Raw genomic sequence first — 25,262 nt, 5'->3', positions numbered from 1 at the left:
GGGGCGACCGCATTTATCCGTGCAGTGACAGCCCTTTAATCGCCTTATCCACTGCTTTCTTTGGCCCACGAATCGCGATGCCGACCAGGTTCAGGTTGTCGGCATCTTCAGCCATAAATACCTCGCGGTTGGCGGCATCATGCCCGGTGGCGAACATCGCTTCCACATACGGGATCACCGTCAACTCCCGTTCCAAACCCTGGCGATGAGCCCGTTGTAATCCCGTGACATCACCCGCAAACACCAGCATCGGCTGGCCTGCCATATTGCCATATTGGCGCCCCTTCGCATCCACGTAGGGTTCGCCCATCATGTCAGGCGCGGCAGAAGCAATGCCGGTGGCGAGAAAGGCCACCACATTCAGGCGCTGCCAGGTGGCTAAATCATCACGAACAATCAGGGCGATTTTGGTATCAAACATCTGTCACTACTCTCCGATGGGGTCTAAAACAGCATCATCTAAGAGTCGCGGGGGTGGGATATAGAACGTTTGTGCACTGTCGTTGATAGGAGGCCGGTGTCATGCGGTAGGCGCGTTGGAACCAACGCCCTAAATGACTCTGATCGGCAAAACCAACCTGTGCGGCAACCTGCACCGGCTCAATGCCCTGCGCCAGCAGCACGCGTGCGCTGCGCAACCTCAGTCGAACCAGGTAGGCATGCGGTGACTGACCAAACGCCTGCTTAAACTGACGCGTCAGCTTAAAGCGATCGATGCCCGCCAGGCGTGACAGCTCATCCAGCCCGATATCCTGCGCCATAAAATCATGCAGGTAATCGCGTAACCGCTGCATTTGCTGCGTCGCTGCGCCTGATTGCGCACTGGATCTGGTTTCAAGATGGCGGGACAGCATCGTCATCAGATGATCGAGGCTCTGGTCGCGCGCCAGTCGCCCTTCACTGTGATGCACTGAAAACCACGCCTGCTGGATGGCACTGGCCAGCAGCGCATCATCATTCAGCGTATGACGGAACGCCCCTTCAATGTGGGAGATATCACCCAGACCGCGTCGCTGCATCATCTCTGCCACCCAACGCTGCGGCAGATAGAGCATGGTATAGGTGAAACCTTCTTCGTTAGGCGCGTGGCCGTCATGTACCGCGCCCGGCTCAATCAATATGGCGCGGCCCGGCGTGCTGGTGTGCAATGCGCGATGGCAGTTGAAACGTTGTAAGCCCTGCTGCGTCACGCCCACCAATAATTCGTCGTGATCGTGCGGATCGTAGGCGTGTCCGCGAAAATGCGCGTTGACGCTTTCGATACCGGTTTCGTCATCGCGACGAAAATCGACCCAATCATTATTGGCTGGCATGACGGCAATCTCAGTGCTCGGGGTGTGAGGGAAAGTCAGGCATAGCCTAGCAGCCTGAACCAGAGATAATCCAGTGGTAACAGCAGCAGCACGCTGAAGATAAACACCAGCACGCACAGCTGCAAGCCCGCTTTGGCTGGCACGTTGCCCAGCCCCATTGCCACCACCACTGGCGAAGCCTGATAGGGCAAAAGTGGCGTCGCGTAGGCAAATACCTGCATCATCACTACGCTCATCAGAGAAAAGCCGGATGCGTTTGCCAGCTCCTGCGCGATCGGCGTCACCATCGCTGGCACGCCGTTGGCGGTTAGCACAAAGTTCAGCAGCGAGACCAGCGAGTTAAGCACCGCGAAATTACCGAACGAAGCGTGATCCTGCAGAGGCAGCACACTCAGTAACAGATTGGCGATCAGTCGGCCAAGCCCTGAATCCACCACCACTGTCGCCACCCCGAGAATACCCGCGATATAGATACAGGTGCGGAAATTAACCCCGCTGGCGAAATCATCTCCTGAAAGAAAGCCAATGCGCGGCAGCAGACAAATACAGGCCGCCGCCAGCCCAACCCATGCGGCAGGCAAGCCGTGCAGGCTGTCCGTCATCCACAGCAACAGGGTGATTGCCAGCAGCCCCATCAGCCGCCATTCGCTACGGCTGAGCGGTTGAAGTTGATCGCGATGGCGCACAGGCTGAGGTTGTGCGCGAAACAGAAACAGAATCGAGGCGGCAAGCACCACTCCCTTGCCGATCCCCACCACCGGCATATGCAACAGCCACCAGGGCAGCCACTGAAGATGGATCTGGTAAGCGTTTTCGGCAGCACCGCTGAGCACCAGGTTAGGCACGTTAGCCGGTAAGATGCTGGCGGAGAGCTGGAAAGTGCCAAATCCCACGGCTAAGGCCAGACCAATGCTGCCGCGACTTCCCGCTTTAATGCCTGCACGCTCACCCATCGCCAGCACCACAGGCATTAACAGCGCAATACGTCCCATATTCGATGGCATCACCAGCGCCAACAGATAGGTCAGCACCAGCGTCCCCACCACCATGCGCGGCCAGCTCTGGCTGAACGGCACCACCAGATAGTTAGCCCAGCGCTGAGCAAGCCCGACTTTGCGGATCGCCGCGCCTAGCACAAAACCACTCAATACCAACCAGAAGGCTGAAGAGGCAAAGCCGCTGAAGATGGTGCTGGCGGGGGCGATGTTGAATAACGTGGCAGCAGCAAAAAACAGCAGCGCGGTAAGATATTCGGGCAAGCGAGCACTCGCCCACAGCAAAATGGTGATGGCTATAATCAGCGTGGTAAGCCAGAAATGCATATCTGAAGTCACTGACTGAACTCCCTGTCTACAATCCGTCGCACAAAGCGGATAAGCATAGTGCAATCCACGGTGTGCAACGCTGAGTCAGTTAACAGTTTGTTAAATTGCTAGCTGTCCGAGCCAGTTTATTAACGCTTCGCTGCCCGGCTGGCTCCGCGAACGCTGGGGCCATGCAAGAAAATAAGGTTTACTTAACGGCAGGCTTAACGCATCAACCATAACCAAATCGCCTCGTGCCAGCTCTGCGGCGATAAGCCTTTTCTGCCCTAATAACAAACCCGCGCCGGCTACCGCAGCATCAATCGCCAGAGAGGTGAGATTAAAACTTAATGCGGGCTGTGACGCGGGTTCCGCCATCCCTTTCGCCTGATACCAACTGCGCCAGTCAGGCAAAAAGCGCCCTTCGTTACCCCAATCAAGATGGATCAATGGCGCCTGTTGCAACACGTTGTCTAACGGAAACTGCTGTAGGAGCGCAGGACTCACCACTGGCACCACCTCATCCAAAAACAGACGCTGCTTATCGAGCTGAGGGTAGCGATCTTCACCAAAACAGATGACAAAATCGGCTGGCGTGGCATTAAAATCCACCTGCGCATGGGTACCATGCAGCGATAGGTCAATATCAGGGCAGTGAATACGCCACTGCGCAATGTTTGGCAGCAACCACTTTGAGGCCAGCGCGGGCAGTGAATAGAGCGTTAACTTGGGCATCGTCGCCACATGACGCAGGTTTTGCTGCCCGAGATGCAAAATATCAAAGGCCTCCGTGACGTAGCGCAGATACTCCTTGCCGGTTTCGGTGAGCATGACCCCACTCTGCGTGCGCACAAACAGCGCGCTGCCCAGCTGTTCTTCCAGCTGGCGGATCTGCTGACTCACCGCCGCAGGCGTCAGGGCCAGTTGCGCGGCGGCTTTTGCCAGGCTGCCTAATTCCGCCGCCACCTTAAATGACTGGATAACGCTGATTTTCGGTAAACGCGGTGACTGTGCGGGCATTAAAGTTTCCTTAGCAGGGCATTAAATTTATATCGTTACGCACTAACATATCAGTGAGTTACTGTGATAACACACCTGTCACAATGAGAACTGTTGCTATGTCTGCATTGATTCGTTTCGATCTGCATCCGCTGGCCAACGCCGACTGGCGACGTGAGTGCCGTGAACAGCTCAACCAGCATGGCGCGCTGGTCCTGCGTCAGTTTTTACAACCCAACGCGCTGCAAAGCATCATTGCCGAAGGAGATGCTCAGCGCCATCTGGCGTATCACACCCTCAGCAAACATAACGTCTATCTGATGAAGAAAGACGAAGCGTACGACGCTGACCATCCGCGCAATCGTGATGTCATCAGCACCAAAGGCTGTATTACCGACGACGTGATCGCCGCTGAATCGCCGCTGCGCCAGCTGTATAACGACGAACTGTTCAAAAGCTTCCTGTGTGATGTGCTGGGTGAAACCGCGCTCTATCCTTATGCCGATCCGCTCTCTTCCATCAATTTGCATTACGCCCCCGATGGTCAGGAACTCGGTTGGCACTTTGATAACTCTTCTTTTGCCATCACCCTGCTGGTGCAGAAACCTCGTGCGGGCGGTGTATTCCAGTATGTGAAAGATCTGCGCGATGCCGATGCCGGGGAGATGAACTTTGACGGCGTTGCCGCGGTATTGGATCAGCGCCAGCCGGTGGACGCGCTGGCGATTGAAGCGGGTGATTTGGTGCTGTTCCGTGGTCGAAATTCACTGCATCGCGTGACGCCAACCGAAGGTGACATCACCCGCATGCTGGCAGTGCTGGCGTACAACACGCAACCTGGCATCGCCCTGTCGGAAACGGCGCGCATGACATTCTATGGTCGCTTGTGATCGGCGTTTAACAAACCTTGCCAGCCGCGGACAAAAATCTGCTGAGTACGAAACGCCACCAGATCGCGCCAGTCGCGGTCTGCTGGCCAGAAGCCTTCCACCAGCTGTTGCTTGAGTGCACGCCCCGCCTCACTGGCCGGATCGCCCTGCAAATGCAGCCAATGATCGTCTCGCACGCGACGGTGCATCTCTTCGCCGGGATAAGTCCCGCATTCCACCACCAGCGGTAAGATGTGCGTCTGCGGCAGCGACTCCAGCAGGAACTGCGACAGATAGCCCGTTGCAGTGGCGGTCACGCCTGTGACGCTGTCACGACCCGCCCCCGTAAACAGTAGCGTCAACCACTCGCCATACAGCGATTTCCCCCACTGATGCGCAGTGACCTGTTGTTCAGCGATGGAGAGCAGCATAGGGTGGCCCCAGGCCCCGGCACCGGTATGCAAATCGAAACTCAGGATGGTTTTCGCCTGCGACAAATGTTCCGCGATGATGGTTTGCATGGTGTGATAAGACCAGCTTGGCTGCTGCCCACCGAAGAAGAAGCCGTCCGCAAATTGGTATTGCCCGGCTTCGACCACCCGCTTCATCGCCAGCCAGCCTGCGCCGTTAAGGGTTTCGGTTAATCGCTCATCAGCTTGCGTCCGATCGCCGTGGTAAATGTTATGCCAGGACGGGTATTCCAGATTGGCGGGCGCGGGCTGAGCGAAATCGATGAAATTGCGATTAATATCGATGTTGTCTTCGTTGACGCGCCGCAAATGGGCTGCGCCCCAGGGGTTCAACAAGTGTAGCAGTACAATCGCGGTGTCTTCGGGTAAGGCCGTGAGGCTAAAGCGATTAAGCCACTCGATCTGGCTGTCCGAACCGTAATAGCCTTCCACTCCGTGCGTGCCAGAGATGATCAGCATCAGTTTGCTGGCTGCGGGATCGCCAATGACGGCGACATCAGTATAAAGCGTTTCACCTTGTGGGCCCGGCAGCGGATGCGGATACGAAGTCAGAGCGCCGTGCTGGCGCTCGACTGCCGCGAGGAAACGGGCACGTTGGGACGGGTAATGCGGCAATTCTGACATGCTGTTTCCTGTAAATAATGGCGCTTATGGATAGACCTTGAACTTGAAATATTTCTTCGCGAGCTGATCGTAAGTGCCGTTGCTATGCAGTTCGGCCAGCGCATCATTGATCAGCTTCAGATGCACGGTATCGCCTTTGCGCAGACCAATTCCCACGCCATTGCCCAGCAGTTCTTTATCCACCAGTGTCGCTTTGATGACGTAATCTTTGCCTTCCGGCGTATTCAGAAAACCCTGATCCGCTGACACCGCATTTGCCAGTGTGCCATCCAGCCTCCCCGCCACCAGATCGGGATAGATCTCCATCTGATTCGGATAGGAAACCACATTCACGCCCTGCGCAGCCCATTTCGCTTTGGCGTAAGTTTCCTGGATGGTGCCTTGTGCGACGCCGATGTTCTTGCCGCGCAGCGTGCTGATATCTTCGGTCAGTGTGCTGCTTTTCGGCGTCAACAGTGCGCTTGGAGTGATGTACAGCATGTTGCTGAAATCAACCTGCTCGCGACGTTTTTCGGTCATCGACATCGCCGACAGAATGGCATCGAACTTCTTCGCCTGCAGCGCCGGGATGCTGCCATCAAAGCCAATCTGCACCCACTGGCATTTTACTTTTGCCTGAGCACAAATGGCGTTACCCAAATCGATATCAAATCCTTTGAGCGAGCCATCGCTGGCCTTGGATTCAAACGGTGGGAAAGTCGGATCCACACCAAAACGCAACGTCTGCTCAGCAAACGATAAGGTGCTGAAAGCGCCCAGTGAAAGCAGTAATACGAAGGACAAACTTTTATTCATTGTTATCTCCAGCAGGCAGGTAAATTCACGACGGCATGCAGAGTTAATAACATGGCGCAAACATTACCACCACTAAAATAACGGAAATAATACAGAGGGAATTCTTATTAAACAGAAGGAGTTAAGTGATTTTATCTCCGGCAGTAAGAGAATCTTAATGCCGGAGATGTGAGGTGAGTTGTTAGGCGATGGCAGGACGAGAAACGTGTTCTGCGGCTGCCTGATTCGCTTTCTCTGCCGCCGCAAGCAGGGAGGAGCCGCACATCAGTGCCTGGCTCAGCACACCGACAAAACAGTCGCCTGCGCCATGGGAGCTGATCAGCTTCACCGGGATGGCGGAGAGGCTCTGTACCGGCTCACCCGACTGACACACCGCCAGACCGTGCTCACCCGCCGTCACAATCACCTGCGCGAAATCTTCCGCCAGTTTTTGTGCCGCCCGTTCTGCAGAGGTCAAATCAGTAACCTCGATCTGGCACATGTCGCGCGCTTCTACCGCATTCACAATCAGCAGATCAATGCAGGATGCCAGCGCCGGTTCAATTTCTCGCGCTGGTGCGGCATTGATACACACCGCAATCCCCTTTTGCCGGGCCTGCTGCGCCAGTTGCAGGTTCACGCTGGCGGGCACTTCATTTTGTAACACCAGCAAGCCAGCACTCTGCCACAGCGAATCAGGTAGCTTAGCCACATCGATATGCAGATTCGCGTTGGACACCACCACGGCTCCGTAATCGCCTTCCGCATCACTGATTGCCACGCTCATTCCTGAAGGCATATCCGGCAAAATCGCTACTGCATCGGTGTTAACGCCTGCATCACGCAGCGCTGTAAGCAGAAACTCGCCCTGCACATCGGCACCTACCGCGCCAATAAAGTGCACCGCGGCACCTGCGCGAGCTGCCGCTACCGCCTGGTTGCCCCCTTTACCGCCAAATTTATAGCTACAGCCGCTGCCCATGACGGTTTCGCCCTTTTCCGGGCGATGGTGGGCCGCCAGCATAATGTCGTAATGCAGGCTACCGGCGACGATAATTTTGTTCATGTCTAAAAGTCCCGCAGATCCTGAACCGCACGCTGGGTTTTCATCAGATTTTTTTCCGCCAACTTTAAATCTTTTTTGGCGATTGCCACAAACAGCGCATCGAGAATATTTAATTGCGCGATACGTGCAGCCGCATTTTCCCCAAGCAGATGCGATCCCTGAGAGGTTGATGTCAATACCACATGCGCATTACGCGCAATAGGCGACTCGGCATAATTGGTAATAACGATAATCTTTGCGCCATTTCGTGCCGCCAGTTTAATGGGATCGTTTACTGCTCGCGTCGCACCTGAATGACTGATTGCAATCACCACATCATCATCCGATAACACGGCTGCAGACATCAGCATAATATGCGCATCGTCGTAAGGCGTGGACTTAATCCCAATCTTTAGCAGCTTGTGCGATAAATCCCGTGCCACCGTGGCGGAACCACCAACAGCATACAGATCGATGTGGCGCGCTTTAAATAAAATATCGGCAGCACGATTAAACTCAGAAATATCAAGAATCGATAATGACTCTTCAATCGCCTGAATTGAAGTTCTGAATACTTTGGCCAGTAATTGTTCCGATGAGTCGTCCGGCTCAATTTCCGCATGCAAACCCGCCACTTCAGATTGATTATAATAAATCAGTCCAGTGCGAAAATTACGGAAGCCGGTAAAATTGAGCTTCTTAGTGATTTTCACAATCATCGCCTGGGAAACATTATTCTCTTCGGCAATTTCTTGCAGCGAGGTCTGTTCATTAATGTCGGTTCTGGCGATGATGGCTTCGGCAACACGCCGCTCCAGCGGCGTGAGTTGCGGTAGTCGCATACGTATTTGAGCGCCAATGGCTCGCGGATCTTGCTTCATTACCTGCCTCTTGTCGCCCGGTCAATCAACATCGCTATGATAATGATTAGGCCAGTAGCAAGCAATTGATAAAAGGCCTGAATATTCAGCAGAGTCAAGCCATTACGTAACGCACCAAGAATGATGGCGCCGATGATGGTGCCGACAATACTGCCTTTTCCGCCCATCAGTGAGGCACCACCAATCGCCGCGGCGGCAATTGCGTCCAGTTCCCATAAATTGCCGATAGTCGGCTCAGCCGCGCCTAACCGCCCAATCAGAATGAGCGATGCCAGTGACGCTAAGGTGCCTGAGATAATGAACACCGTCACTTTGGTGCGTTTAACTGGTACGCCAGCCACACGAGCTGCTTCTTCATTACCGCCCACCGCCAAAATATATTCACCCAACGGCGTTTTATTCATCACCAGCCACAGCGCCAGCGCAATCACCGCAACAATGATGATCGGGGTTGGAATACCGAACACATCACTGTTAATAATGCTGCGAAACTCCATCGGGATGCCAAACACCGGATTACCGCCGGTATAAATCAGCGCGATGGCGCGGAACAGCGAAAGTCCTCCCAGCGTGACGATAAACGGTTGCAGTCCTGCATAGGCCACCAGCATCCCGCTGAACACCCCGCACAACGCACCGATACCAAGTGTGGCAAGAATCGCTACCGGCACCGGCACACCGGCCACCATCAGGGTAGCGCCCAATACCGCAGAGAGCGCAGCGGTCGGCCCAACGGATAAATCAATACCGCCGGAAATAATCACTAGCGTCATCCCCAATGCAATCAGCGCATTGATGGAAGATTGTTGTAAAATATTCAACAAGTTTGGCACGGTAAAAAATACCGGTGACAAAAATGAAAATGTCACCACGATAATTAACAGCCCGATTAACGTACCGGCATCGCGGAGATTGAATTTAAATTTTGCCGACGGCGCAGCCGCTGGCTGTGTGTTTGTTTGCGTCATCATAGTTATGCCTATTTATGGAGTGCAGATTAAGTGCTAGACGGCTTCTTTAATGTCTTTTATGGCAAAGCGTGCGATATTCTCTTCGGTAATGTCATCACCTGTTAATTCACGCGTAATTTTTCCCTCGCGCATCACCAGCACACGGTCGGAAACACGTAAAATTTCTGTCATCTCTGACGAAACGACGACAATCGCTTTGCCTTGCTGGGCCAGTTTCTCAATGAGATTATATATTTCAGCTTTGGCCCCAATATCAATTCCCCGGGTTGGCTCATCAAATAAAAACACTTCAGCATCCGCTGCCACCCAGCGCCCAATAATCACTTTCTGCTGATTACCGCCACTCAGCGTGCCAATCGGTTTTTCGATATTAAGCGGACGCAGTTTTAAGTCTGACATCACCTGTTGCGCCACCGTGTCCAGTTTCACTTTACGAATGACGCCCGCGAGCGTGAAGTTGCGCATCGACGGCAGCGCCATATTCACTTTCACCGCACGCGCTTTGATGATGCCCTCTTTCTTACGATCTTCCGGCACCAGACCAATACCGGCACGAATTGCCGCGCTGACGTTGTGATTGCGCACTGACTGACCATTAACGCGCACTTCACCCGCACTACGTTTGTCGATACCGGCAATCAGTTTAAGTAATTCGGTACGGCCTGCACCCACCAGACCCGCCACGCCCAACACTTCCCCGGCGCAAACGCTGAAACTGGCCGGTTTGATTTCCGTTCCGCGCGTCACATTCTCAACCTGTAGCACCTCACGATCGGTGGCCCAGGATTGGTGCGCTTGCTTATCGATTTTGCGCCCTACCATCTTCGCGACGATGCTCTCTTCAGTTTCATCGCAGATGTTCACCACCCCGACCTGACGACCATCGCGCATGATGGTGGCGCGATCGCAGACCTGGAAGATTTCATTCATCTTATGTGATACGTAAATCAGTGAGACGCCGGTGGATTTCAAATCTGCTATCAACTCCGCCAGACGCTCAAATTCACGCGGCGTCAGGCTGGATGTTGGCTCATCCATGGCGATGATTTTTGCCTCGTCCAGCAGTGCACGCGCAATTTCCACAATCTGCTGCTGCGATACCTTTAGATTCTTGATCGGCTCAGCGGGATTAATGCTGGGATCAAGCTGCTTCAGGATATGTGTAGCACGTGCCAGCTGAGCGCGTTTATCAACAAACAAACCGTTCAGGGTGGTCATGGGGCGCCCCAGAAACATATTCTGGGCAACAGAGAGCTCAGGAACATGCTGCAACTCCTGATGAATCATCGCAATGCCCGCATGGCGCGCACTGAGCGGATTTTTCATCTGCACTAACTCGCCGTTGACGTGGATGTCACCAATATCCGCCGGGCGCACGCCAGAGAGAATGTTCAGCAGCGTGGATTTGCCTGCCCCATTCTCACCGATCAGCGCGTGCACTTCGCCCGGTCGCACCATAAAGTCCACATCCTGTAGCGCGATGGCGCTACCGTAGGTTTTATTGATGCCGCGCATCATTAAGCGATACTGTTCCATACGCTCTCCGCCTGTATTACTGCTGAGCCAGCAACTGGCGCAATTTGTCGTTGTCTTTGGTAGAGAAGGCATCGGCATTCTCTTTGGTGATCAGCGCCTGTGGCGTCGCAATCACACGCGACAGTTTCTGCCCATTCACAAGACGCAGCATCACTTCCATGGCCACTTCCCCGGTCAGGATCGGGAAGCTATCGACCGTGCCGGTCAGTTCACCGCGCTTAATCGAAGCATAGGCATCAGAAATACCATCGGTACCAAATACTGCGGTTTGTTTGGCTTTATTTAGCGAACGTACCGCTTCCACCACGCCCAGCGCCATGGTGTCGTTGTTGGCGTAGAAACCAATCAGATCCGGATGTTGCTGCAGAATAGTCGATGCGGCGTTAAAGGCCTGCTCGCGACTCCAGTTCGCTGGCACGCTGGCGACAATGTTGAACTTGCCATTCGCCTGCAACGTCTCTTTAAAGCCTGCGGTGCGCTGTCCGGCCGCGTACACGCCCGGCTGGCCTTCAATCACCGCCACTTTGCCGCCCTGCGGATAGTGCTGAATAAACCATTTGGCGACGCGCACGCCGTTGTCTTTCTGCACGTTACCAACATAGTACTGGGCGCTTGGCACCACGGCATCGTTGACGTTCACCACTGGAATGCCTTTGCTGCTGGCGCTTTCCAATGCCGGCTCAAGGTTAATATCTGTCTGAGGTGACACCAGTAAGCCATTAAAGCCCTGCGCAATGAGGGTTTCAGCGATGGACAGCTGGCCCATTTGATCATCTTCATTGGCGGCAGCCTGGTAAGCGACGGTGAAACCATACTTCTTCGCTACGTTTTGATAGCCCTCGCCGAGTGAACGCCAGTACTCATTGGTCAGCGTTTTCGATACGCCACCAATTTTTAGCTTGCTGTCGACTTTGGGCATCGGGCCGTATTTGCTTTCCAGCTGCGTCCAGTCCGTGCGATCAGGTTCTGAGTCAGATTTCAGGGGAGCCAAGTTAGCAGCGTGCACGCTGGAGCACAGCAATGCGGAGGTCAGTACAGAGAGTAAGAGCTTTTTCATGGTGGTAGCCTTTTTATCGTTTTATTTGAGGTGCAGGGTTATTTGCTTGCTTATTGTGCAAGCATGATGTCATTCACAATTTGTTGTGAGGCCACCGCATCCTGACGGCTGATTGCTTCTTCCAATGCTGGGTTATTGTTGAGTTTTTCACTCAACTTCAGCAGTCGCTTCACAGTAACAATGTTAATTTCCGCTTCACGGATTGGGTCGAGGCCGCTGGCATCCGGGAAGGTGTCGAAGTAGTAAGCCCCCTGATAGCCATCCCGCTGCATCTGCCACAAGAATTCCAGCGTGGCGCGTGGATTCACTGAGCCCGCCATCAAACCATCATCGCGCTTGCCCCAGCCATCATTCAGGTCCAGTCCTAACAAGCGTGAACGACGTGCCACCATGGCAGCCGCAAACGCAGGCACTTCATTGGCAAACAGCACGTGGGCAAAATCCAGCGTGATGCCGAGATTGGCGCACCCTGCTTCTTCCACGGCCAGCAAGCAGGTGGTGGCATTAGGGAAGATGCTGTAAGCACGTGGCTCATTCGGTTTGTATTCAATGCTGACGTCGATTTCGGGCGCATATTCAGCCACTTCTCTCACCGCGCTGACTGCGTCTTCCCACATCTTTTTATAGTCGGCCTGGAAGCAATAATCGAAACCGTCCTGACCCATCCACAAGGTCATTAGGCTTGAGCCAAACTCGCGGCCCGCGTCAATACCGCGCTTAGTTAATTCAATGGCTTCGCGACGAATTTTGGCGTCTGGGTTAGTAAAAGCACCAATTTTGAATTGGGGAGCATCCCAGCGCATCTGCATGCCGTTGACCGCCAGACCCGCATCCGCAATTGCCTGACGCATGGTGGGGATGTCGCTGGTCATATGCTGCGGATAGTTAAGATCCAGATGTGTCAGACCATTGACCTTTCCGGCACGAGCAATCATTTGTAATACAGAAGGTTTTCCCTGGATGTTAGGCCAGTATAGGTGCGCCCCAGAGGCGAAAGAGTTCAAACGTGTAGCAAACTTTAATTCTGACATGAGGAAGGATCCTTCAGTGACAAGTTGTAATGTACTTTCCTTCTTCACGATTATTTGTGAAGTTATGGCATAAATTACACAAGCCAATTTGTTTAGCAAGACAGCATCGTTGCAATTTGCGAGCACGTTCACGAAATCCAGTGTTCGACCAAGTTAAAACCCCTGTCATTCTTTTGTCATAACTCACTCACCCTGCTGTCAGAGCCGTTTTCATATCCTGTGCCCGAACCTTCCTTATCTGGAGCACAAACATGAAACTGAAAAAACTGACGTTAGCGGCGGGCATTTTATTGGCGATGGCAGGCGGCGCGGCACACGCCAAAGCGCAGCCGGTGAAGAATATTGTGTTAGTACACGGTGCATTTGTGGGGGGTGCAGGATGGCGTCCGGTGTATGACCGCCTGACACATGATGGCTATAAAGTGACGCTGGTACAGGAACCGCTGACCGGTTTCCCGGAAGATGTCACCGCCACAAGCCGCATCATCGATCAGCAGAACGGGCCAGTGATTCTGGTCGGCCACAGCTATGGCGGCGCGATCATTACCGAAGCCGGAAACGACAGCAAAGTGGTAGGTCTGGTGTATATCGCCGCTCACGCACTGGACAATGGTGAAACCGAAGCGATCAACGGCAAGAAATTCCCGAACAGCGCGCATCCGTTTGCTAAATCGACTGATGGCTATCTGACCATCGCGCCAGAAAATTATCACAGCGATTTCGCCGCGGATTTACCGGCGGCCCAGGCGGATTTTGAAGCCCACGCGCAGATGCCAACCAACGCCGCTGTATTCACCGCCAATATTCCAGACCCGGCGTGGAAGACCAAGCCTAGCTGGTACATGGTGGCGAAAGCTGACAAAATCATAAACCCTGATCTGGAGCGGATGTACGCCAAACGCGCGCACAGCCACACCGTTGAAGTCGCCGGCGCCAGTCACTCGGTGTATGAATCTCATCCTGATGAGGTCGCGAAACTGATTGAACAGGCTGCTCAGCAGGCACAACCCTAACCCCCTCATCCCGCCCGGAGATGCGCATGAAAATTTTGGTGATTGAAGATGAAGCCAAAGCGCGCGATTACATGCGCAAAGGATTAACCGAAGCGGGATTTATCGTGGATGTGGCGGAAAACGGACAAGATGGTTTGTTCTTTGCCCAGGAGCATCATTACGATCTGATTTTACTCGATGTGATGATGCCCGGCATGAGCGGCTGGGAGGTGATGGCCGCGCTGGATAAACAGATCCATACGCCGGTCATTTTCCTCACTGCTAAGGGCACGCTGGAAGATCGCATCAAAGGGCTGGAACTGGGAGCGGATGATTACCTGGTGAAGCCCTTCTCGTTTGCTGAACTGCTGGCGCGCGTACGCACCCAGTTAAGACGCGGCGGCCAACAGAAATTGCCCGATCTCTTGATCCTTGCCGATTTGCAACTCGATATCCTTAAACGCCGGGTTGAGCGCGCGGGTCAACGCATCGACCTCACCAATAAAGAGTTCAACCTGCTGCATCTGTTTATGCTGCATCCCGGCGAAGTGCTGACGCGCACCGTGATCGCCTCCCGCGTATGGGATATGAATTTTGATAGCGACACCAACGTGGTAGACGTGGCAGTAAAACGCCTGCGCCAGAAAATCGATGGTCCCTTTGCCCAACCGCTGATTCACACCGTGCACGGAGTTGGGTATCGCTGCGAAGCTGAAGCATGACGAAACTTTCGCTCGCCACCCGCTTATCCATGCTGCTCAGCATCACGGTGATCGTGATTTTTGCCCTGAGCGGCTTTGCGCTGTATCAGTCGCTGGCGAAGCAGATTGGTGTCCGCGATGACGCGGCCCTGCTGACGCGCATTGACCAGATACGTACGTTGCTGCGCGATGAAGACGCCATTACGCTAATACAGCAAAAACCGCGCTTGTTTGCCAATATGCTGGGCAACACAGAATCCTTGCTGGTGCTGCGCTTTCCCGGTCAAGCCCCACTGATTGTGGTCAATCCCGGCGCACGCCCCCTGCCGGACATCGCGCCCGTGCCCGTCGATCAGCCACTGAGCCTGGCCTCTGTACATCACCAGCAAGCAGAGGACGGCACGCCTTTTATTTCTGCCGCCGCTTTAGCCCCCACGCGTGATGGCAACGGGCAAATTGAGATCATGACTGGCCGCCTGATGAGCGATCGTACCCAAACGCTAAATAGCTATCGCGACCAGATCATTGTATCGACCGCATTGGCTGCGCTGCTGGTCGCAGCATTAAGTATCTGGCTGGTTCGGCGCGGCTTGTCGCCATTACGTCGGCTGGCAGCAGAAACCGATGCTATCGATGTGCGACGTTTATCACACCGCATCCAATTCAGCGATGCGCCGACTGAACTGCAACCGCTGGTCGCCGCCTTCAACCAGATGCTCAGTCGCCTGGAAATGGGCTATCAACAACTCAGCCAGGTTTCGGCAGATATGGCGCACGATCTGCGTACACCGATTGGTACCTTGATCGGCCAGACCGAAGTGGCGCTCAGTCAGCCGCGCAGCGTGGGCGATTATCAGGCGTTGCTGGGTTCCAACTATGAGGAGTTGGAGCGATTGGCGAAGATGATCGATAACATGCTGTTCCTCGCTAAAGCGGAAGACGCCAGCCAGTCGATGGATTGGCAGCTTATCGATTTGGCACAGCTGGGCGAGAAATTGCAGGACTATTTTGATGGCATGGCCGAAGAGCATGCGATGCGGTTGGAGATGCGCATGCAGGGAGAATTACGCGCCGCTCCGCAGCTGTTGCAGCGTGCACTGGCGAATCTCATGGCGAATGCCTTGCGCTATGGCGAGCGAGAATCAACCATTCGCGTGCTAAGTGCGGAGCGCGATCAGGGAATCGAATTGGTGGTGGAGAATGACGGTGCGCCCCTCAGTGTCGAGCAGCAGGCAAGAATGTTTGATCGCTTTTGGCGCGCCGATGCATCACGCCATCAAAGCAGCAGCGGGCTGGGGTTGTCGATTGTACGCAGCATCATGCGCTTGCATCACGGCAGTTGTGCGGTGAGCAGTGAAAACGGCGTCAACCGGTTTAGTTTGCTGTTTCCACGTTAAATCTGAATGGTGCGATGTTTGCCCGGCAGCAGCAGAAGGGGTCTACATGTACTTCGGTATTTTCAGCCAAACAAAAAGCTGCCACTTTTAACCGTGACAGCCTTTGCTATATGGCCTCAAGTAACGAGCCTTGCGCCGCAACAGCTTAAATAAAGGTGAAAATCTCTTCACGCGGTAAGCGTGATTTTGGCAACGCCGCATTGAAATCTTCGTCACTGCGATAACCCAACGATACCAGTACCACGCTGGTAAAGCCTTTCTCACGCAAGCCTAACGCCTGATCCAGCGCACGTTGATCAAAACCTTCCATCGGCGTCGCATCAATCCCTAACATCGCGGCACCCAACAACAAACCACCGAGCGCCAGGTAAACCTGTTTTTCCATCCACTGTGGGATATCACGCTGCTCATAACGGTGCATATCGACATAGCCACGACGGCTCTTATCCTGACCGGCTTTACCTTCGGGTTTGGCAAAACGGCCATCCTGCTCTTCCTGCGCCAGCACATTTTGCAGATGTGCGTCATCCAGATCGGTGCGCATGCACAGCGCGATCACATGGGAAGCATTGAGCACTTTCGGGCCGTTATAGACAAACGCACCGGTGGTGGATTGTGCTATCTGCTCACGTCCTTCCGGCGTGGAAGCCACCACAAAATGCCACGGCTGAGAGTTGACGGAAGACGGGCTGTTGCGCAGCACATTGAGCAGCGTTTCGATCTCTTCCTGCGGCAAGCTTTTACCACTGGCAAAGGCTTTTACGGTGTGGCGACGAGCCACTGCGTCATTAAGTGTCATGGTGTTCTCCTGAAGGGATAAGTGACAAATTGGCCATACCTTACCCGCCGCGCTTATACAGCGGTTAACGAATTGTGTTTCAAAGAGTTAAAAGCCGCTCAGCACGATTTTTCCGCGCGCGCGACCGCTTTCGATCAGCGCATGGGCTTTACGCAGATTCGCCGCGTTGATGGTGCCATGATGTTCACCTGCGGTCGTTTTCAGCGTCTGGTCATCGATCAGTTGGCTTACGCGCTGCAAGATGTCGTGCTGACGCTGCATGTCGCTGGTCTGGAACAGTGAGCGGGTAAACATCAGCTCCCAGTGTAGCGAGATGGCTTTGCGTTTCAGCGGCACCACGTCCAGCGTTTCCGGATCATCGATCAGTGCCAGTTTTCCCTGCGGGGCCAGCACGTCTACCAACTGTGCATAATAGCTATCAGTGTGCGTCAGTGATGCCACATAACGCACCTGTGGATAGCCAATCGCCGCCAGCTGTTCACCTAACGGCTGCTGGTGATTCACCACATGATGCGCACCCAGTGAACGCACCCAGTCTGCGGTTTCTGGACGCGAAGCCGTACCAATCACCGTGAGGTTGGTCAGTTTGCGCGCCAGCTGCGTCAGAATCGATCCCACGCCACCCCCGGCACCGATAATCAGTAAAGCCGCATTGTCTTCTGCCTGCACTTCCAGACGGTCAAACAGCAGTTCCCATGCGGTCAGCGACGTCAGGGGTAATGCAGCGGCATCGGCATCACTGAGGGTACGCGGTTTATGCCCGGCAATGCGTTCATCCACCAGCCCATACTCGGCATAACTGCCAGCACGCGTAATATCGCCCGCGTAAAACACTTCATCGCCCGGCTGGAACAGCGTAACCGCCTCGCCCACCGCTTCCACCACGCCGACGGCATCCCAACCCAGAATGCGCGGTTTATCCGTTGGCGCACCATTACGGACTTTGGTGTCCACCGGGTTGACGGCAATCGCGTGGATCTTCACCAGCAAATCGCGCGCGCCCGGCTGAGGTTGGGCAACATCCAGTTCATACAACGCATTTTCATCGGAAATCGGTAAACCATTTTGGCTATAAACAATTGCTTTCATCCAGCCGTTCCTCAATTCATCAGGGTGTTAGGTAAGTTGAAGTCAGCATAGCGGCCAGCGCGTTGAGGAAAAATGCCGATTGCACAGCAACACTTTCACTCTTAGAGTGAAAATCCCTGCGTGTTTTGACGATGAGTAAAGAAATGATCCGACTGGAAGATGTCACGCTGTTTGTGCGATCGGCGGCACTGGGCAGCTTTTCGCGCGCGGCCCGTGAAGTGAATTTGCTGCCGGGACAAGTGAGCGCCGCGATTCAGCGACTGGAGCGAGAACTGGATCGCCGCCTGTTTGCACGATCCACACGAAGTCTGCGTTTGACCGCAGAAGGTGAAAAGTATCTGCCGTACGCGCAGGAGATGCTCAACCTGGTGCAAGCGGGCGCCGACAGCCTGCAAAGTCATGAAGACGCGCTGAGCGGCGAGCTTAAAATCGCGATGCCTTCCGATATTGGTCGCAACATTCTCTTGCCGCTGATCACCGAGTTTTGCTGTGAACACCCTGCCTTATCGGTTCGGTTATCGTTATCCGATCAAATCAGTGATGTGTTTCGCGATCCGGTAGATATCGCCATTCGCTACGGCAAACTGGAAGACAGCAGTTATGTGGCATTACCGCTCGCCGAGGACAATCGCCGCATCATGGTGGCTTCACCAGCCTATCTCGACCAACATGGGCGCCCGCAACAGCTGGAAGATTTAGCACAACATCACTGTCTGCCCTTTGTGATGGGTGGCCACGTCTACGACAAGTGGACCTTCCCGCAGGAAGGTATGCGCCGACAAATCACCGTCAAAAGTCGCTTGCTGTGTGATGACGCCGAAGTGGCGCGGCGTTGGGCTATCAATGGCATGGGCATCGCGTATAAATCCTGGATTGATGTCTGTGAGGATATTCAGCAGCACCGCCTGGAACGGGTGCTGCCTGAAATCCCCGGTGAAAGTACGCCGCTGCATTTAATCTGCCCGCATCGCAAGCAGTTCTCTCCCGCCATTCGGGCGCTACATGGCGTGTTGCGGACGCATTTGCGGGCGATGACCGCGCAGCTTTAATAGCTGTAAATGTGCAGAACTTATGCGAACTTGCGGTTTTGATTGCCTCGTGAGCGGCTTTATCATTTTTGAAAATTGATAACACCTTCAGGGACTCACATGCACAAAACGACAAAGACAATTCTCGCTTCACTGCTTTTCTTCTCACTGCTTGCCAACGCCAGCGCCGAGGAGACACTTCGCATCGGCTATCAAAAATCCTCTACCTTGCTGACACTCATTAAGCAGCGTGGCGACCTGGATAAGGCCCTCGCCGATCGCGGTATCAAAGTGACATGGCACGAGTTCACCAGCGGTTTGCCGCTGCTGGAGGCGCTGAATCTCAACAACGTTGACCTGTCTGCTGACGTGGCCGATACCGTGCCGGTGTTCGCGCAAGCGGCAGGTGCGGACCTCACGTATTACGCACGCGAGACGCCCTCTCCAGAAGCTCAGGCCATTCTGGTTCCGGCCAACTCCAGCATCAAATCACTGCAGGATTTAAAGGGTAAAAAGATTGCCGTCACCAAAGCGGCTGGCAGCCATTATCTGCTGATCGCCGCGTTGCAAAAGGCGGGACTAAAATTCAGCGATGTCACACCTGCATGGTTGACGCCTGCAGATGGGCGTGCCGCGCTGGAACACGGCAGCGTCGATGCATGGGTGACATGGGAACCCTTTGTGACCAGTTCCAAAGTGGAACAGCACACTCGCGTGCTGGTGAGCGGCAAAGGTCTCGCCAGTTATCAGCGCTACTATCTGGTGTCGACGCCTTACGCGCAGAAGCATCCTGAGGTGTTGGGCATTGTGTATAAGACGCTGGATCAGGAAGCACAATGGCTGAAAGCACATCCGACAGATGCCGCAAAGATTCTCTCTCCGCTGTGGGGTAATTTGCCGTTGGCGACGGTGGAACAGGCCAATCAGCAACGCAGTTATCAGATCGAGCCGGTGAAGAAGAGCGATCTGGCTGAGCAGCAAAAGATTGCGGATGCGTTTTATCAGGCGAAGTTGCTGCCGAAAGCGATTGATGCCCAGGATGTAGGTACCTGGCAGCCGCAGGCGAAATAACCGCTCTGCCAGACAATGGCCTACTCAGGCAGGCTGCCATCGGTGAGGTGCACAGAACGCATTGAAGCTTTGCCCGGCGGTGCCGATAGACGTATCAGGCTTTCTCAAAGCCGTTTCAGCCCCCCATTAGTCGTTTTAAAGGAGAGCAAGATGGATGTATCACAGATTACTTCACTGGCTATCGGTCTGTCTAACATGGACCTCAGCAGTAAGGTGAGCACCATGGTACTGAAAAAGACCCTGGATAATCAGCAGTCTATGGCAGCGGGAATTCTTAATTCGATTCCGCAACTGCCGGCAAATCCCGCTGTTGGCCGCAACATCAATACCACCGCATAAACTCACGTTGCATCGTTGCACTCACTGAACGACCTCCGTTAGCATGTGTTTTTGACCACTCCCTTTCCAGGGGGTGGTTGCTTCCTGGCTTCAACTCAATAGATGAACATGACCTTTATCGCATGGTCTGGCTTTGCACCCTTCATCCGACCATTTGCGGTTAGATATTACAGTTTATAGGTAAGAAACAATGACTGTTCAGCATGAACCCTACTGGAACCGAATGGTTCCCGAACTCACCGTAACGGACTTTACTGCCTCACTGTATTTTTATACTGAAGTTTTGGAATTCCAGATTATGGTCAGACGAAGCGATCCCGAATTTGCTTACATCAACCTCGGCGAAGCACAGCTGATGCTTGAGCAGTATCACACCGAAGGCTGGAATACTGCTGAACTCGTCAAACCGCTGGGGCGCGGCGTAAATTTCCAGATTGAGGTGGACGATATTAAGTGTGTGCTGACGCGGGTGAGGAAACATGGCGTGCCGCTGTATCGGGATTTGAGTGAAAACACCTATCGGATTGGAAAAACTGAGGCTTGCCAGAGAGAGTTTCTTGTTCAGGATCCGGATGGCTATCTTTTGCGTTTTTGCCAGTTTATTGAGTGAGGGTGATTGTTGAGGTTGGGGGCAGGTTTTCGAGTGATGGCTTCCTGGGGCTGGGGCCGCTTTGAGCGCAGGCTGTGTGAAAACTCTGAATTAAAACTGAAGTGCGCGCTTCTACGCAAAATCTGGAATTAATCGACAGGTTAGCTGAGCCAAGTTCACGTATGAGCGCAGTTTCCAGCACTGTTTTCCGCAGTGGAGGCGACCAAAATGGTTTTCACACAGCCTGAGCGATCAGCAGGCGTTGACTGATGACTACTCAGTGAATTAATCATTATTGAACATACCCTCCCGGCAACGAACTCAATCTTTATCGTTCTCAGACAGCTAGCGCTAGTTGTTGATGACGCTCTATAAAGTTCGCTTTGAGGGCACTATAGCGATGTACATCGTTCCAGCTGAGTAATGCAGCTGCGTGTTTTATCTCAGCATACTCTTCTGCAATGTCTTTGTTTATTCGAAGATAATCACGGAAAGCAAGATGCCTTAATACCTGCGTATCTCCGACTGCAAACGCATGGACTTGATGACTACGCTGATCACCACCCTTAATGAAATATCTGCGCCCCGCAATCCCGTTCTCACCGCGAGCAACATACCCGGCGTGGGCCATTGCAGAATGGTACTTATCCAGTTCATTGATGTCGGAAACTTCAAGTAGCATATCAATGACGGGCTTTGCGGAGAGACCAGGAACTGACGTGCTCCCAATATGATGTACATCTTTAGCCACTCCACCGAGTACTGTCTTTATCAGTAAACTTTCAGCTTCAAACATCTCAGGCCATCTATCATCGTATGGCACAACAATAATTTTCCGCACAGAAAAACATCCTCTCTGCCGTGGTTATTTACCATCACAGCACTGTTTCGCCCTTTCCTGACATCCTGATAACGTTAAATTACCTGAGCTTTTTGCACATAAAGACACTCAACGGATCTGCTGCATATGGGGGGAATGCATCGCATGTCTCGTAACCACATCTACGATAAAGTGCTATAGCCGGTTGCTGGTGAATCCCTGTCTCAAGCAGCAAGATGCCCGAATTCTTTTCTGAAGCCATCGTCTCGATTGCAGTGACAATTTTTTCTCCGAGCTTCCTGCCCCGGTATTCCGGTCGAATATAAACCCGCTTAATCTCGGCTGAGCCGTTTTCCTGAAGTAGCAGAGCACCACAGCCTACAGGTGAGCCACTTTCATCACGCACGATAACGCACCGGAGTTGTTTGTCAGTAACTGTTGAAAGATCCAGGCAGTGATTACTCTCTGCAGGATACAGTTGGCTTTGAAAGGCATCTAGCTCGCTCACCAGCCACGTGAGGTCAGAATCATATTTGTCTACTTCTGAAATGCTGAACATGCATTATCCTCGTTTCAGTTTTTACTACGGAACCTACCATAGTGTTCCACCTATTTCGGCATTCAGTATTTAACATACGGGTTCGTTTGCAAGTTCCGTTGTTGGCACCGAGCTGGCCTGAACGCAGCGCAAGATATGCTAAGAGCGAGGAGCGGTCATCATGTACGTTGTATTCAACCTTACTTTTTTGTAGTTTCACAATCTATCACGAAGATATTTCAGCCCAAAGAAATGGCCTTTCTTCTTCTCAAGAATTCCTAGGTTTAAATCGTGAAAATACCACATTAGATCCGGCTTTTTTGGCCGTTCGAGAGATGGAGATTGTAATGCACCATCTGCATACAGTTGAGATATAAAATTGGTATCATTTAATCTTGGGTCCAAAGAATTTATTGTTTCCTCACAATGTATCGCATAGGAAAATATTTCTAATGTATGGCCTGAAGACATTACAGGATTAAGCATATAGGGTTGGTCTGGCGGGATATCTCGTTCAAGGTATCGGCGACGGATGTCAAAGAATCGATGTGCATCCTCAGTGTCATGTTCGAAAACACTGTGAGGGGCGATCGCCACTATAGTGAATATGTCTTTTGATACATCAGCAAAGATAAGGTAGTTACTTCGTCCTTTAGGGTTTTTGTTATCTTTAGGGGCAAAATGAAAGTGATATAATCCTTCCCTGAGCACAAGAGTGTCTATATCCTTCCCTTTGTTTCTTAAGGAAGCACCTGGTAAAATGACACCGTGCGTCCTAACTCGCTCAGATAAATACGGATTGAGATCATTACCTTTAATGACTTTATCGAGAAACACCTTTATGTCATGATGCATTTTAAAAAAAACATTTAAATCTATGCCCATGGGGTAAAAAGCTATAGTTCTTTTCTTTATAGGAATAGTCCTGATCTTCCAAGTGATATATTTCGAAATGATTTCTCTGGTTGGCATTCTTTCAAGTTCTTCGATGGCTACAGGAGTATTAGGAACCTTCGGCAGTTCCTTAATCATTGCTTTTCTGAAACGCTTTATATTCAGCGAATATTCTTCACCCATGTTCAATATTCTCTATATTTTTGATTACTCATGGCTAAAAAATAACAACTTAAATCTAAATGCGGTAAAATTCAATTCATAAACATCTCAATGGTTACGAGCTAGTTAGTCCATTATTTAGACTCGTCCGCTTTTGGCACACAGCGGACACCCACATGTTTCAGCACCGTAGTTAACGAACGTCGCTCCTACCTGACGCCACAATGAAGACCACTGCGTCTAAGTTGATAGCACTCGAAGACAGGTGGCATGCGATGTATTTCGCTGATAACTTGAATATCTTCGTGAACATGTGCAGCACGCAAAGGGCTCTGCATAAACACCCCAAATCGAGGTTAAGGATGATTTCACTGGGTTTTGTGTCAAAAAAAATGCTTGCCAATTGGAATGGCGCCCCGCTTCACCTGCCTGATTTCCAGTTCCACGAAAAACACAGCGCTGTAATCAAAACGAACTGCCCTGAAAAGATCATGCCGCTTATTAAGTCATTCGATCTTGAGCCGGATTCTGTCATCCGGACATTGATGTCGATACGACAGTTGCCCCAGAAGTTGCAAGGCAAGGCGCCTAAAACCCATGATGATGAATTCGGACTGCAAACGTTCACGCTTCTTCACGCGTCTGATTTAGAACTTTGCTAGGGGTTAAGAGGAGAGTTTTGGCGCGCAGACTTTGGCCTGGAAAAAATTTCTAACGCTGAAGAGTATCAACAGCCCGCGCGGCCGGGTGCTGCTAAGCTGTTGCTGCGCTATCAAGTCAATCTTATCAATGGCAGCCAATCCGAACTTATCACTGAAACGTTCATTCACTGCCCGGATAAAGCTTCTCATTGTAAGATGGCGGCTTATTGGCTGGCGATCAGAGCGGGGAGTGGTCTGATCCGACGCAGAATGTTGAGTTCTGTTAAGCATGAGCTGGAAAATACCCTCATAAAAGGTAAACGGGATGATTTCTAAAGAGAATGCTGAGCATTATGTATGGGGTGATAGCTGCGACGGTTGGTATTTAGTCAATCGTCAGGACATGCTGATTATTCATGAGAAAATGCCTCCTGACACGCGTGAAACGCGTCACTTTCACTCAGTGTCCAGACAATTCTTCTTCGTTCTGCAAGGCGTGTTGACGATGGAACTGGAAGGTGAAAAACATGAGATTAATGCCCAGCAAGGTCTCGAAATCGCCCCAGGGTTGAAACACCAGGCCAGGAACGACAGTGGATATCCAGTGGAATTTCTTGTTATCTCCCATCCAACACCACGGGGGGATCGTACCGATCTTTCATCATGCTGAGTTTCGCTTATGATGAACCCTCGCCTCTGCATGAAGCCAAATCATGAATCACGAGCAAGAAGCTGAACATATTATTGATCTGTACAGAGAAGGTGCCGAAGTCTGGGATAACCACCGTACTCAGCATTTCATCGAGCAGCACTGGCTGGCGCGTTTTCTCGAGCTGATTCCTGCAGGCGGGGAGATACTGGATGTAGGCTGTGGTGCGGGTATTCCGATTGCACAGTACTTTTTGCAAAAGCAGTTCAAAGTCACGGGCGTGGATGCTTACGAGCCGATGATCGCCCGCTGTCGGGAAAGGTTCCCACACGCGCAATGGCACATTGCCGATATGCGCACGCTGGCACTCGAGAAGACCTTTAATGGCATCATCGCATGGGACAGCTTCTTCCATCTGACACGCGACAACCAACGGGCGATGTTTCCGCGCTTTGCTCAGCATGCTCAGGTCGGTGCTGGCTTAATGTTCACCAGCGGCCCCGATGATGGTGAGGCGATGGGCACTTTCCTTGAACGTCCGCTCTATCATGCCAGTCTGTCTCAAGATGAGTTCCGCCAACGGCTGTCGGATAACGGCTTCAGCGTGGTTAAGCAGGTGACTGAAGATGCGACCTGCGGTGGTAGAACGGTTTGGCTGGCACAGAAACAATGAAACTGC

General features: G+C 52.6%; 28 protein-coding genes. 11 read left to right on the top strand and 17 right to left on the bottom strand.

Features of this window, described 5'->3' with window-relative positions; translation table 11 throughout:
* Window positions 1-13: 13 nt before the first annotated feature.
* The 4 genes from VH86_RS14235 to VH86_RS14220 all read right to left on the bottom strand — a co-directional run bounded on the left by VH86_RS14235 (window position 14) and on the right by VH86_RS14220 (window position 3,637).
* Window positions 14-421 carry a DUF2000 family protein gene (locus VH86_RS14235; RefSeq protein WP_045833270.1) on the bottom strand — a complete coding sequence of 136 codons (408 nt, stop codon included), beginning with the start codon at window positions 419-421 and terminating at the stop codon, window positions 14-16.
* A gap of 34 nt (window positions 422-455) precedes the next feature.
* Window positions 456-1,313 carry an AraC family transcriptional regulator gene (locus VH86_RS14230; protein ID WP_045833269.1) on the bottom strand — a complete coding sequence of 286 codons (858 nt, stop codon included), beginning with the start codon at window positions 1,311-1,313 and terminating at the stop codon, window positions 456-458.
* A 35-nt stretch (window positions 1,314-1,348) separates the two neighbouring features.
* Window positions 1,349-2,635: an SLC13 family permease gene (locus VH86_RS14225; RefSeq protein WP_045833268.1), complete on the bottom strand. Its 1,287-nt coding sequence runs from the start codon at window positions 2,633-2,635 to the stop codon at window positions 1,349-1,351.
* 102 nt (window positions 2,636-2,737) lie between these two features.
* Window positions 2,738-3,637: a LysR substrate-binding domain-containing protein gene (locus VH86_RS14220; RefSeq protein ID WP_045833267.1), complete on the bottom strand. Its 900-nt coding sequence runs from the start codon at window positions 3,635-3,637 to the stop codon at window positions 2,738-2,740.
* Between the two features lie 98 nt (window positions 3,638-3,735).
* Between VH86_RS14220 and VH86_RS14215 the strand changes: the two genes are divergently transcribed.
* The gene (locus VH86_RS14215) at window positions 3,736-4,506 is read left to right on the top strand and encodes a 2OG-Fe(II) oxygenase (RefSeq protein ID WP_045833266.1); all 771 of its coding nucleotides are present in this window, start codon (window positions 3,736-3,738) and stop codon (window positions 4,504-4,506) included.
* Here the strand turns inward: VH86_RS14215 and VH86_RS14210 are convergent.
* The 8 genes from VH86_RS14210 to VH86_RS14175 all read right to left on the bottom strand — a co-directional run bounded on the left by VH86_RS14210 (window position 4,491) and on the right by VH86_RS14175 (window position 12,874).
* Window positions 4,491-5,579, bottom strand: a complete 1,089-nt coding sequence (locus VH86_RS14210) for a DUF2817 domain-containing protein (protein WP_045833265.1) — start codon at window positions 5,577-5,579, stop codon at window positions 4,491-4,493. The genes VH86_RS14215 and VH86_RS14210 overlap by 16 nt on opposite strands.
* Window positions 5,580-5,603: 24 nt before the next feature.
* Window positions 5,604-6,374 (bottom strand): ABC transporter substrate-binding protein, encoded by a 771-nt coding sequence (locus VH86_RS14205; protein ID WP_045833264.1) that lies wholly within the window; start codon window positions 6,372-6,374, stop codon window positions 5,604-5,606.
* 181 nt (window positions 6,375-6,555) lie between these two features.
* On the bottom strand, window positions 6,556-7,419 hold the full coding sequence (locus tag VH86_RS14200) for a PfkB family carbohydrate kinase (RefSeq protein WP_045833263.1): 864 nt from the start codon (window positions 7,417-7,419) through the stop codon (window positions 6,556-6,558).
* A gap of 2 nt (window positions 7,420-7,421) precedes the next feature.
* On the bottom strand, window positions 7,422-8,279 hold the full coding sequence (locus tag VH86_RS14195; RefSeq protein ID WP_045816843.1) for a MurR/RpiR family transcriptional regulator: 858 nt from the start codon (window positions 8,277-8,279) through the stop codon (window positions 7,422-7,424).
* Window positions 8,279-9,250, bottom strand: coding sequence for an ABC transporter permease (locus VH86_RS14190; RefSeq protein WP_045833262.1), 972 nt, complete (start codon window positions 9,248-9,250; stop codon window positions 8,279-8,281). Before VH86_RS14190 ends, VH86_RS14195 begins: the two co-directional genes overlap by 1 nt.
* Before the next feature lie 33 nt (window positions 9,251-9,283).
* The gene (locus tag VH86_RS14185) at window positions 9,284-10,786 is read right to left on the bottom strand and encodes a sugar ABC transporter ATP-binding protein (RefSeq protein ID WP_045833261.1); all 1,503 of its coding nucleotides are present in this window, start codon (window positions 10,784-10,786) and stop codon (window positions 9,284-9,286) included.
* 16 nt (window positions 10,787-10,802) lie between these two features.
* Window positions 10,803-11,843, bottom strand: coding sequence for a substrate-binding domain-containing protein (locus VH86_RS14180; protein WP_045833260.1), 1,041 nt, complete (start codon window positions 11,841-11,843; stop codon window positions 10,803-10,805).
* Window positions 11,844-11,893: 50 nt separating this feature from the next.
* On the bottom strand, window positions 11,894-12,874 hold the full coding sequence (locus VH86_RS14175) for a TIM barrel protein (protein ID WP_045833259.1): 981 nt from the start codon (window positions 12,872-12,874) through the stop codon (window positions 11,894-11,896).
* Between the two features lie 251 nt (window positions 12,875-13,125).
* On the opposite strand from VH86_RS14175, the gene VH86_RS14170 reads away from it, so the two are divergent.
* Genes VH86_RS14170 through VH86_RS14160 form a run of 3 tightly spaced genes read left to right on the top strand, consistent with a single transcriptional unit; the run spans window position 13,126 to window position 15,964 of the window.
* Window positions 13,126-13,887 carry an alpha/beta hydrolase gene (locus tag VH86_RS14170; protein ID WP_045833258.1) on the top strand — a complete coding sequence of 254 codons (762 nt, stop codon included), beginning with the start codon at window positions 13,126-13,128 and terminating at the stop codon, window positions 13,885-13,887.
* 26 nt (window positions 13,888-13,913) lie between these two features.
* Window positions 13,914-14,588: a heavy metal response regulator transcription factor gene (locus VH86_RS14165; RefSeq protein ID WP_045833257.1), complete on the top strand. Its 675-nt coding sequence runs from the start codon at window positions 13,914-13,916 to the stop codon at window positions 14,586-14,588.
* On the top strand, window positions 14,585-15,964 hold the full coding sequence (locus tag VH86_RS14160) for a heavy metal sensor histidine kinase (RefSeq protein WP_045833256.1): 1,380 nt from the start codon (window positions 14,585-14,587) through the stop codon (window positions 15,962-15,964). Before VH86_RS14165 ends, VH86_RS14160 begins: the two co-directional genes overlap by 4 nt.
* Window positions 15,965-16,109: 145 nt before the next feature.
* Here VH86_RS14160 and VH86_RS14155 read toward each other — a convergent pair whose 3' ends face one another.
* Window positions 16,110-16,763 (bottom strand): oxygen-insensitive NAD(P)H-dependent nitroreductase NfsB, encoded by a 654-nt coding sequence (locus tag VH86_RS14155; protein WP_045833255.1) that lies wholly within the window; start codon window positions 16,761-16,763, stop codon window positions 16,110-16,112.
* Window positions 16,764-16,850: 87 nt separating this feature from the next.
* Entirely contained in the window at window positions 16,851-17,852 is a 1,002-nt protein-coding gene (locus VH86_RS14150) for a zinc-binding alcohol dehydrogenase family protein (RefSeq protein ID WP_045833254.1), read from the bottom strand.
* 143 nt (window positions 17,853-17,995) lie between these two features.
* Between VH86_RS14150 and VH86_RS14145 the strand changes: the two genes are divergently transcribed.
* From VH86_RS14145 to VH86_RS14130, 4 genes are all read left to right on the top strand, one after another.
* A complete protein-coding gene (locus VH86_RS14145) occupies window positions 17,996-18,901 on the top strand; it encodes a LysR family transcriptional regulator (RefSeq protein WP_045833253.1) in 906 nt (301 codons plus the stop codon).
* A 99-nt stretch (window positions 18,902-19,000) separates the two neighbouring features.
* A complete protein-coding gene (locus VH86_RS14140) occupies window positions 19,001-19,951 on the top strand; it encodes an aliphatic sulfonate ABC transporter substrate-binding protein (protein ID WP_045833252.1) in 951 nt (316 codons plus the stop codon).
* A 150-nt stretch (window positions 19,952-20,101) separates the two neighbouring features.
* Window positions 20,102-20,290, top strand: coding sequence for a YjfB family protein (locus VH86_RS14135; RefSeq protein ID WP_045816831.1), 189 nt, complete (start codon window positions 20,102-20,104; stop codon window positions 20,288-20,290).
* A 223-nt stretch (window positions 20,291-20,513) separates the two neighbouring features.
* Window positions 20,514-20,900, top strand: a complete 387-nt coding sequence (locus VH86_RS14130) for a VOC family protein (protein WP_156150591.1) — start codon at window positions 20,514-20,516, stop codon at window positions 20,898-20,900.
* 316 nt (window positions 20,901-21,216) lie between these two features.
* On the opposite strand, the gene VH86_RS14125 is transcribed toward VH86_RS14130, so the two are convergent.
* From VH86_RS14125 to VH86_RS14115, 3 genes are all read right to left on the bottom strand, one after another.
* Window positions 21,217-21,720: a GrpB family protein gene (locus VH86_RS14125; protein ID WP_045833250.1), complete on the bottom strand. Its 504-nt coding sequence runs from the start codon at window positions 21,718-21,720 to the stop codon at window positions 21,217-21,219.
* Between the two features lie 79 nt (window positions 21,721-21,799).
* A complete protein-coding gene (locus tag VH86_RS14120) occupies window positions 21,800-22,258 on the bottom strand; it encodes a GNAT family N-acetyltransferase (RefSeq protein ID WP_045833249.1) in 459 nt (152 codons plus the stop codon).
* A 195-nt stretch (window positions 22,259-22,453) separates the two neighbouring features.
* Entirely contained in the window at window positions 22,454-23,314 is an 861-nt protein-coding gene (locus VH86_RS14115) for a hypothetical protein (protein ID WP_045833248.1), read from the bottom strand.
* 254 nt (window positions 23,315-23,568) lie between these two features.
* Here VH86_RS14115 and VH86_RS26355 point away from each other — a divergent pair, with 254 nt between their 5' ends.
* From VH86_RS26355 to VH86_RS14100, 3 genes are all read left to right on the top strand, one after another.
* Window positions 23,569-23,955, top strand: coding sequence for a hypothetical protein (locus VH86_RS26355; protein WP_369800334.1), 387 nt, complete (start codon window positions 23,569-23,571; stop codon window positions 23,953-23,955).
* 304 nt (window positions 23,956-24,259) lie between these two features.
* A complete protein-coding gene (locus VH86_RS14105; RefSeq protein ID WP_045833247.1) occupies window positions 24,260-24,604 on the top strand; it encodes a cupin domain-containing protein in 345 nt (114 codons plus the stop codon).
* Window positions 24,605-24,647: 43 nt separating this feature from the next.
* Window positions 24,648-25,256 (top strand): class I SAM-dependent methyltransferase, encoded by a 609-nt coding sequence (locus VH86_RS14100; protein ID WP_045833246.1) that lies wholly within the window; start codon window positions 24,648-24,650, stop codon window positions 25,254-25,256.
* The last annotated feature ends 6 nt before the right edge of the window (window positions 25,257-25,262 follow it).

The organism is Pantoea sp. BL1, assembly GCF_000963985.1.
In the GTDB taxonomy this organism is placed as follows: Bacteria; Pseudomonadota; Gammaproteobacteria; order Enterobacterales; family Enterobacteriaceae; genus Pantoea; species Pantoea rwandensis_B.
This window is presented reverse-complemented; position numbering and strand designations above follow the sequence as displayed.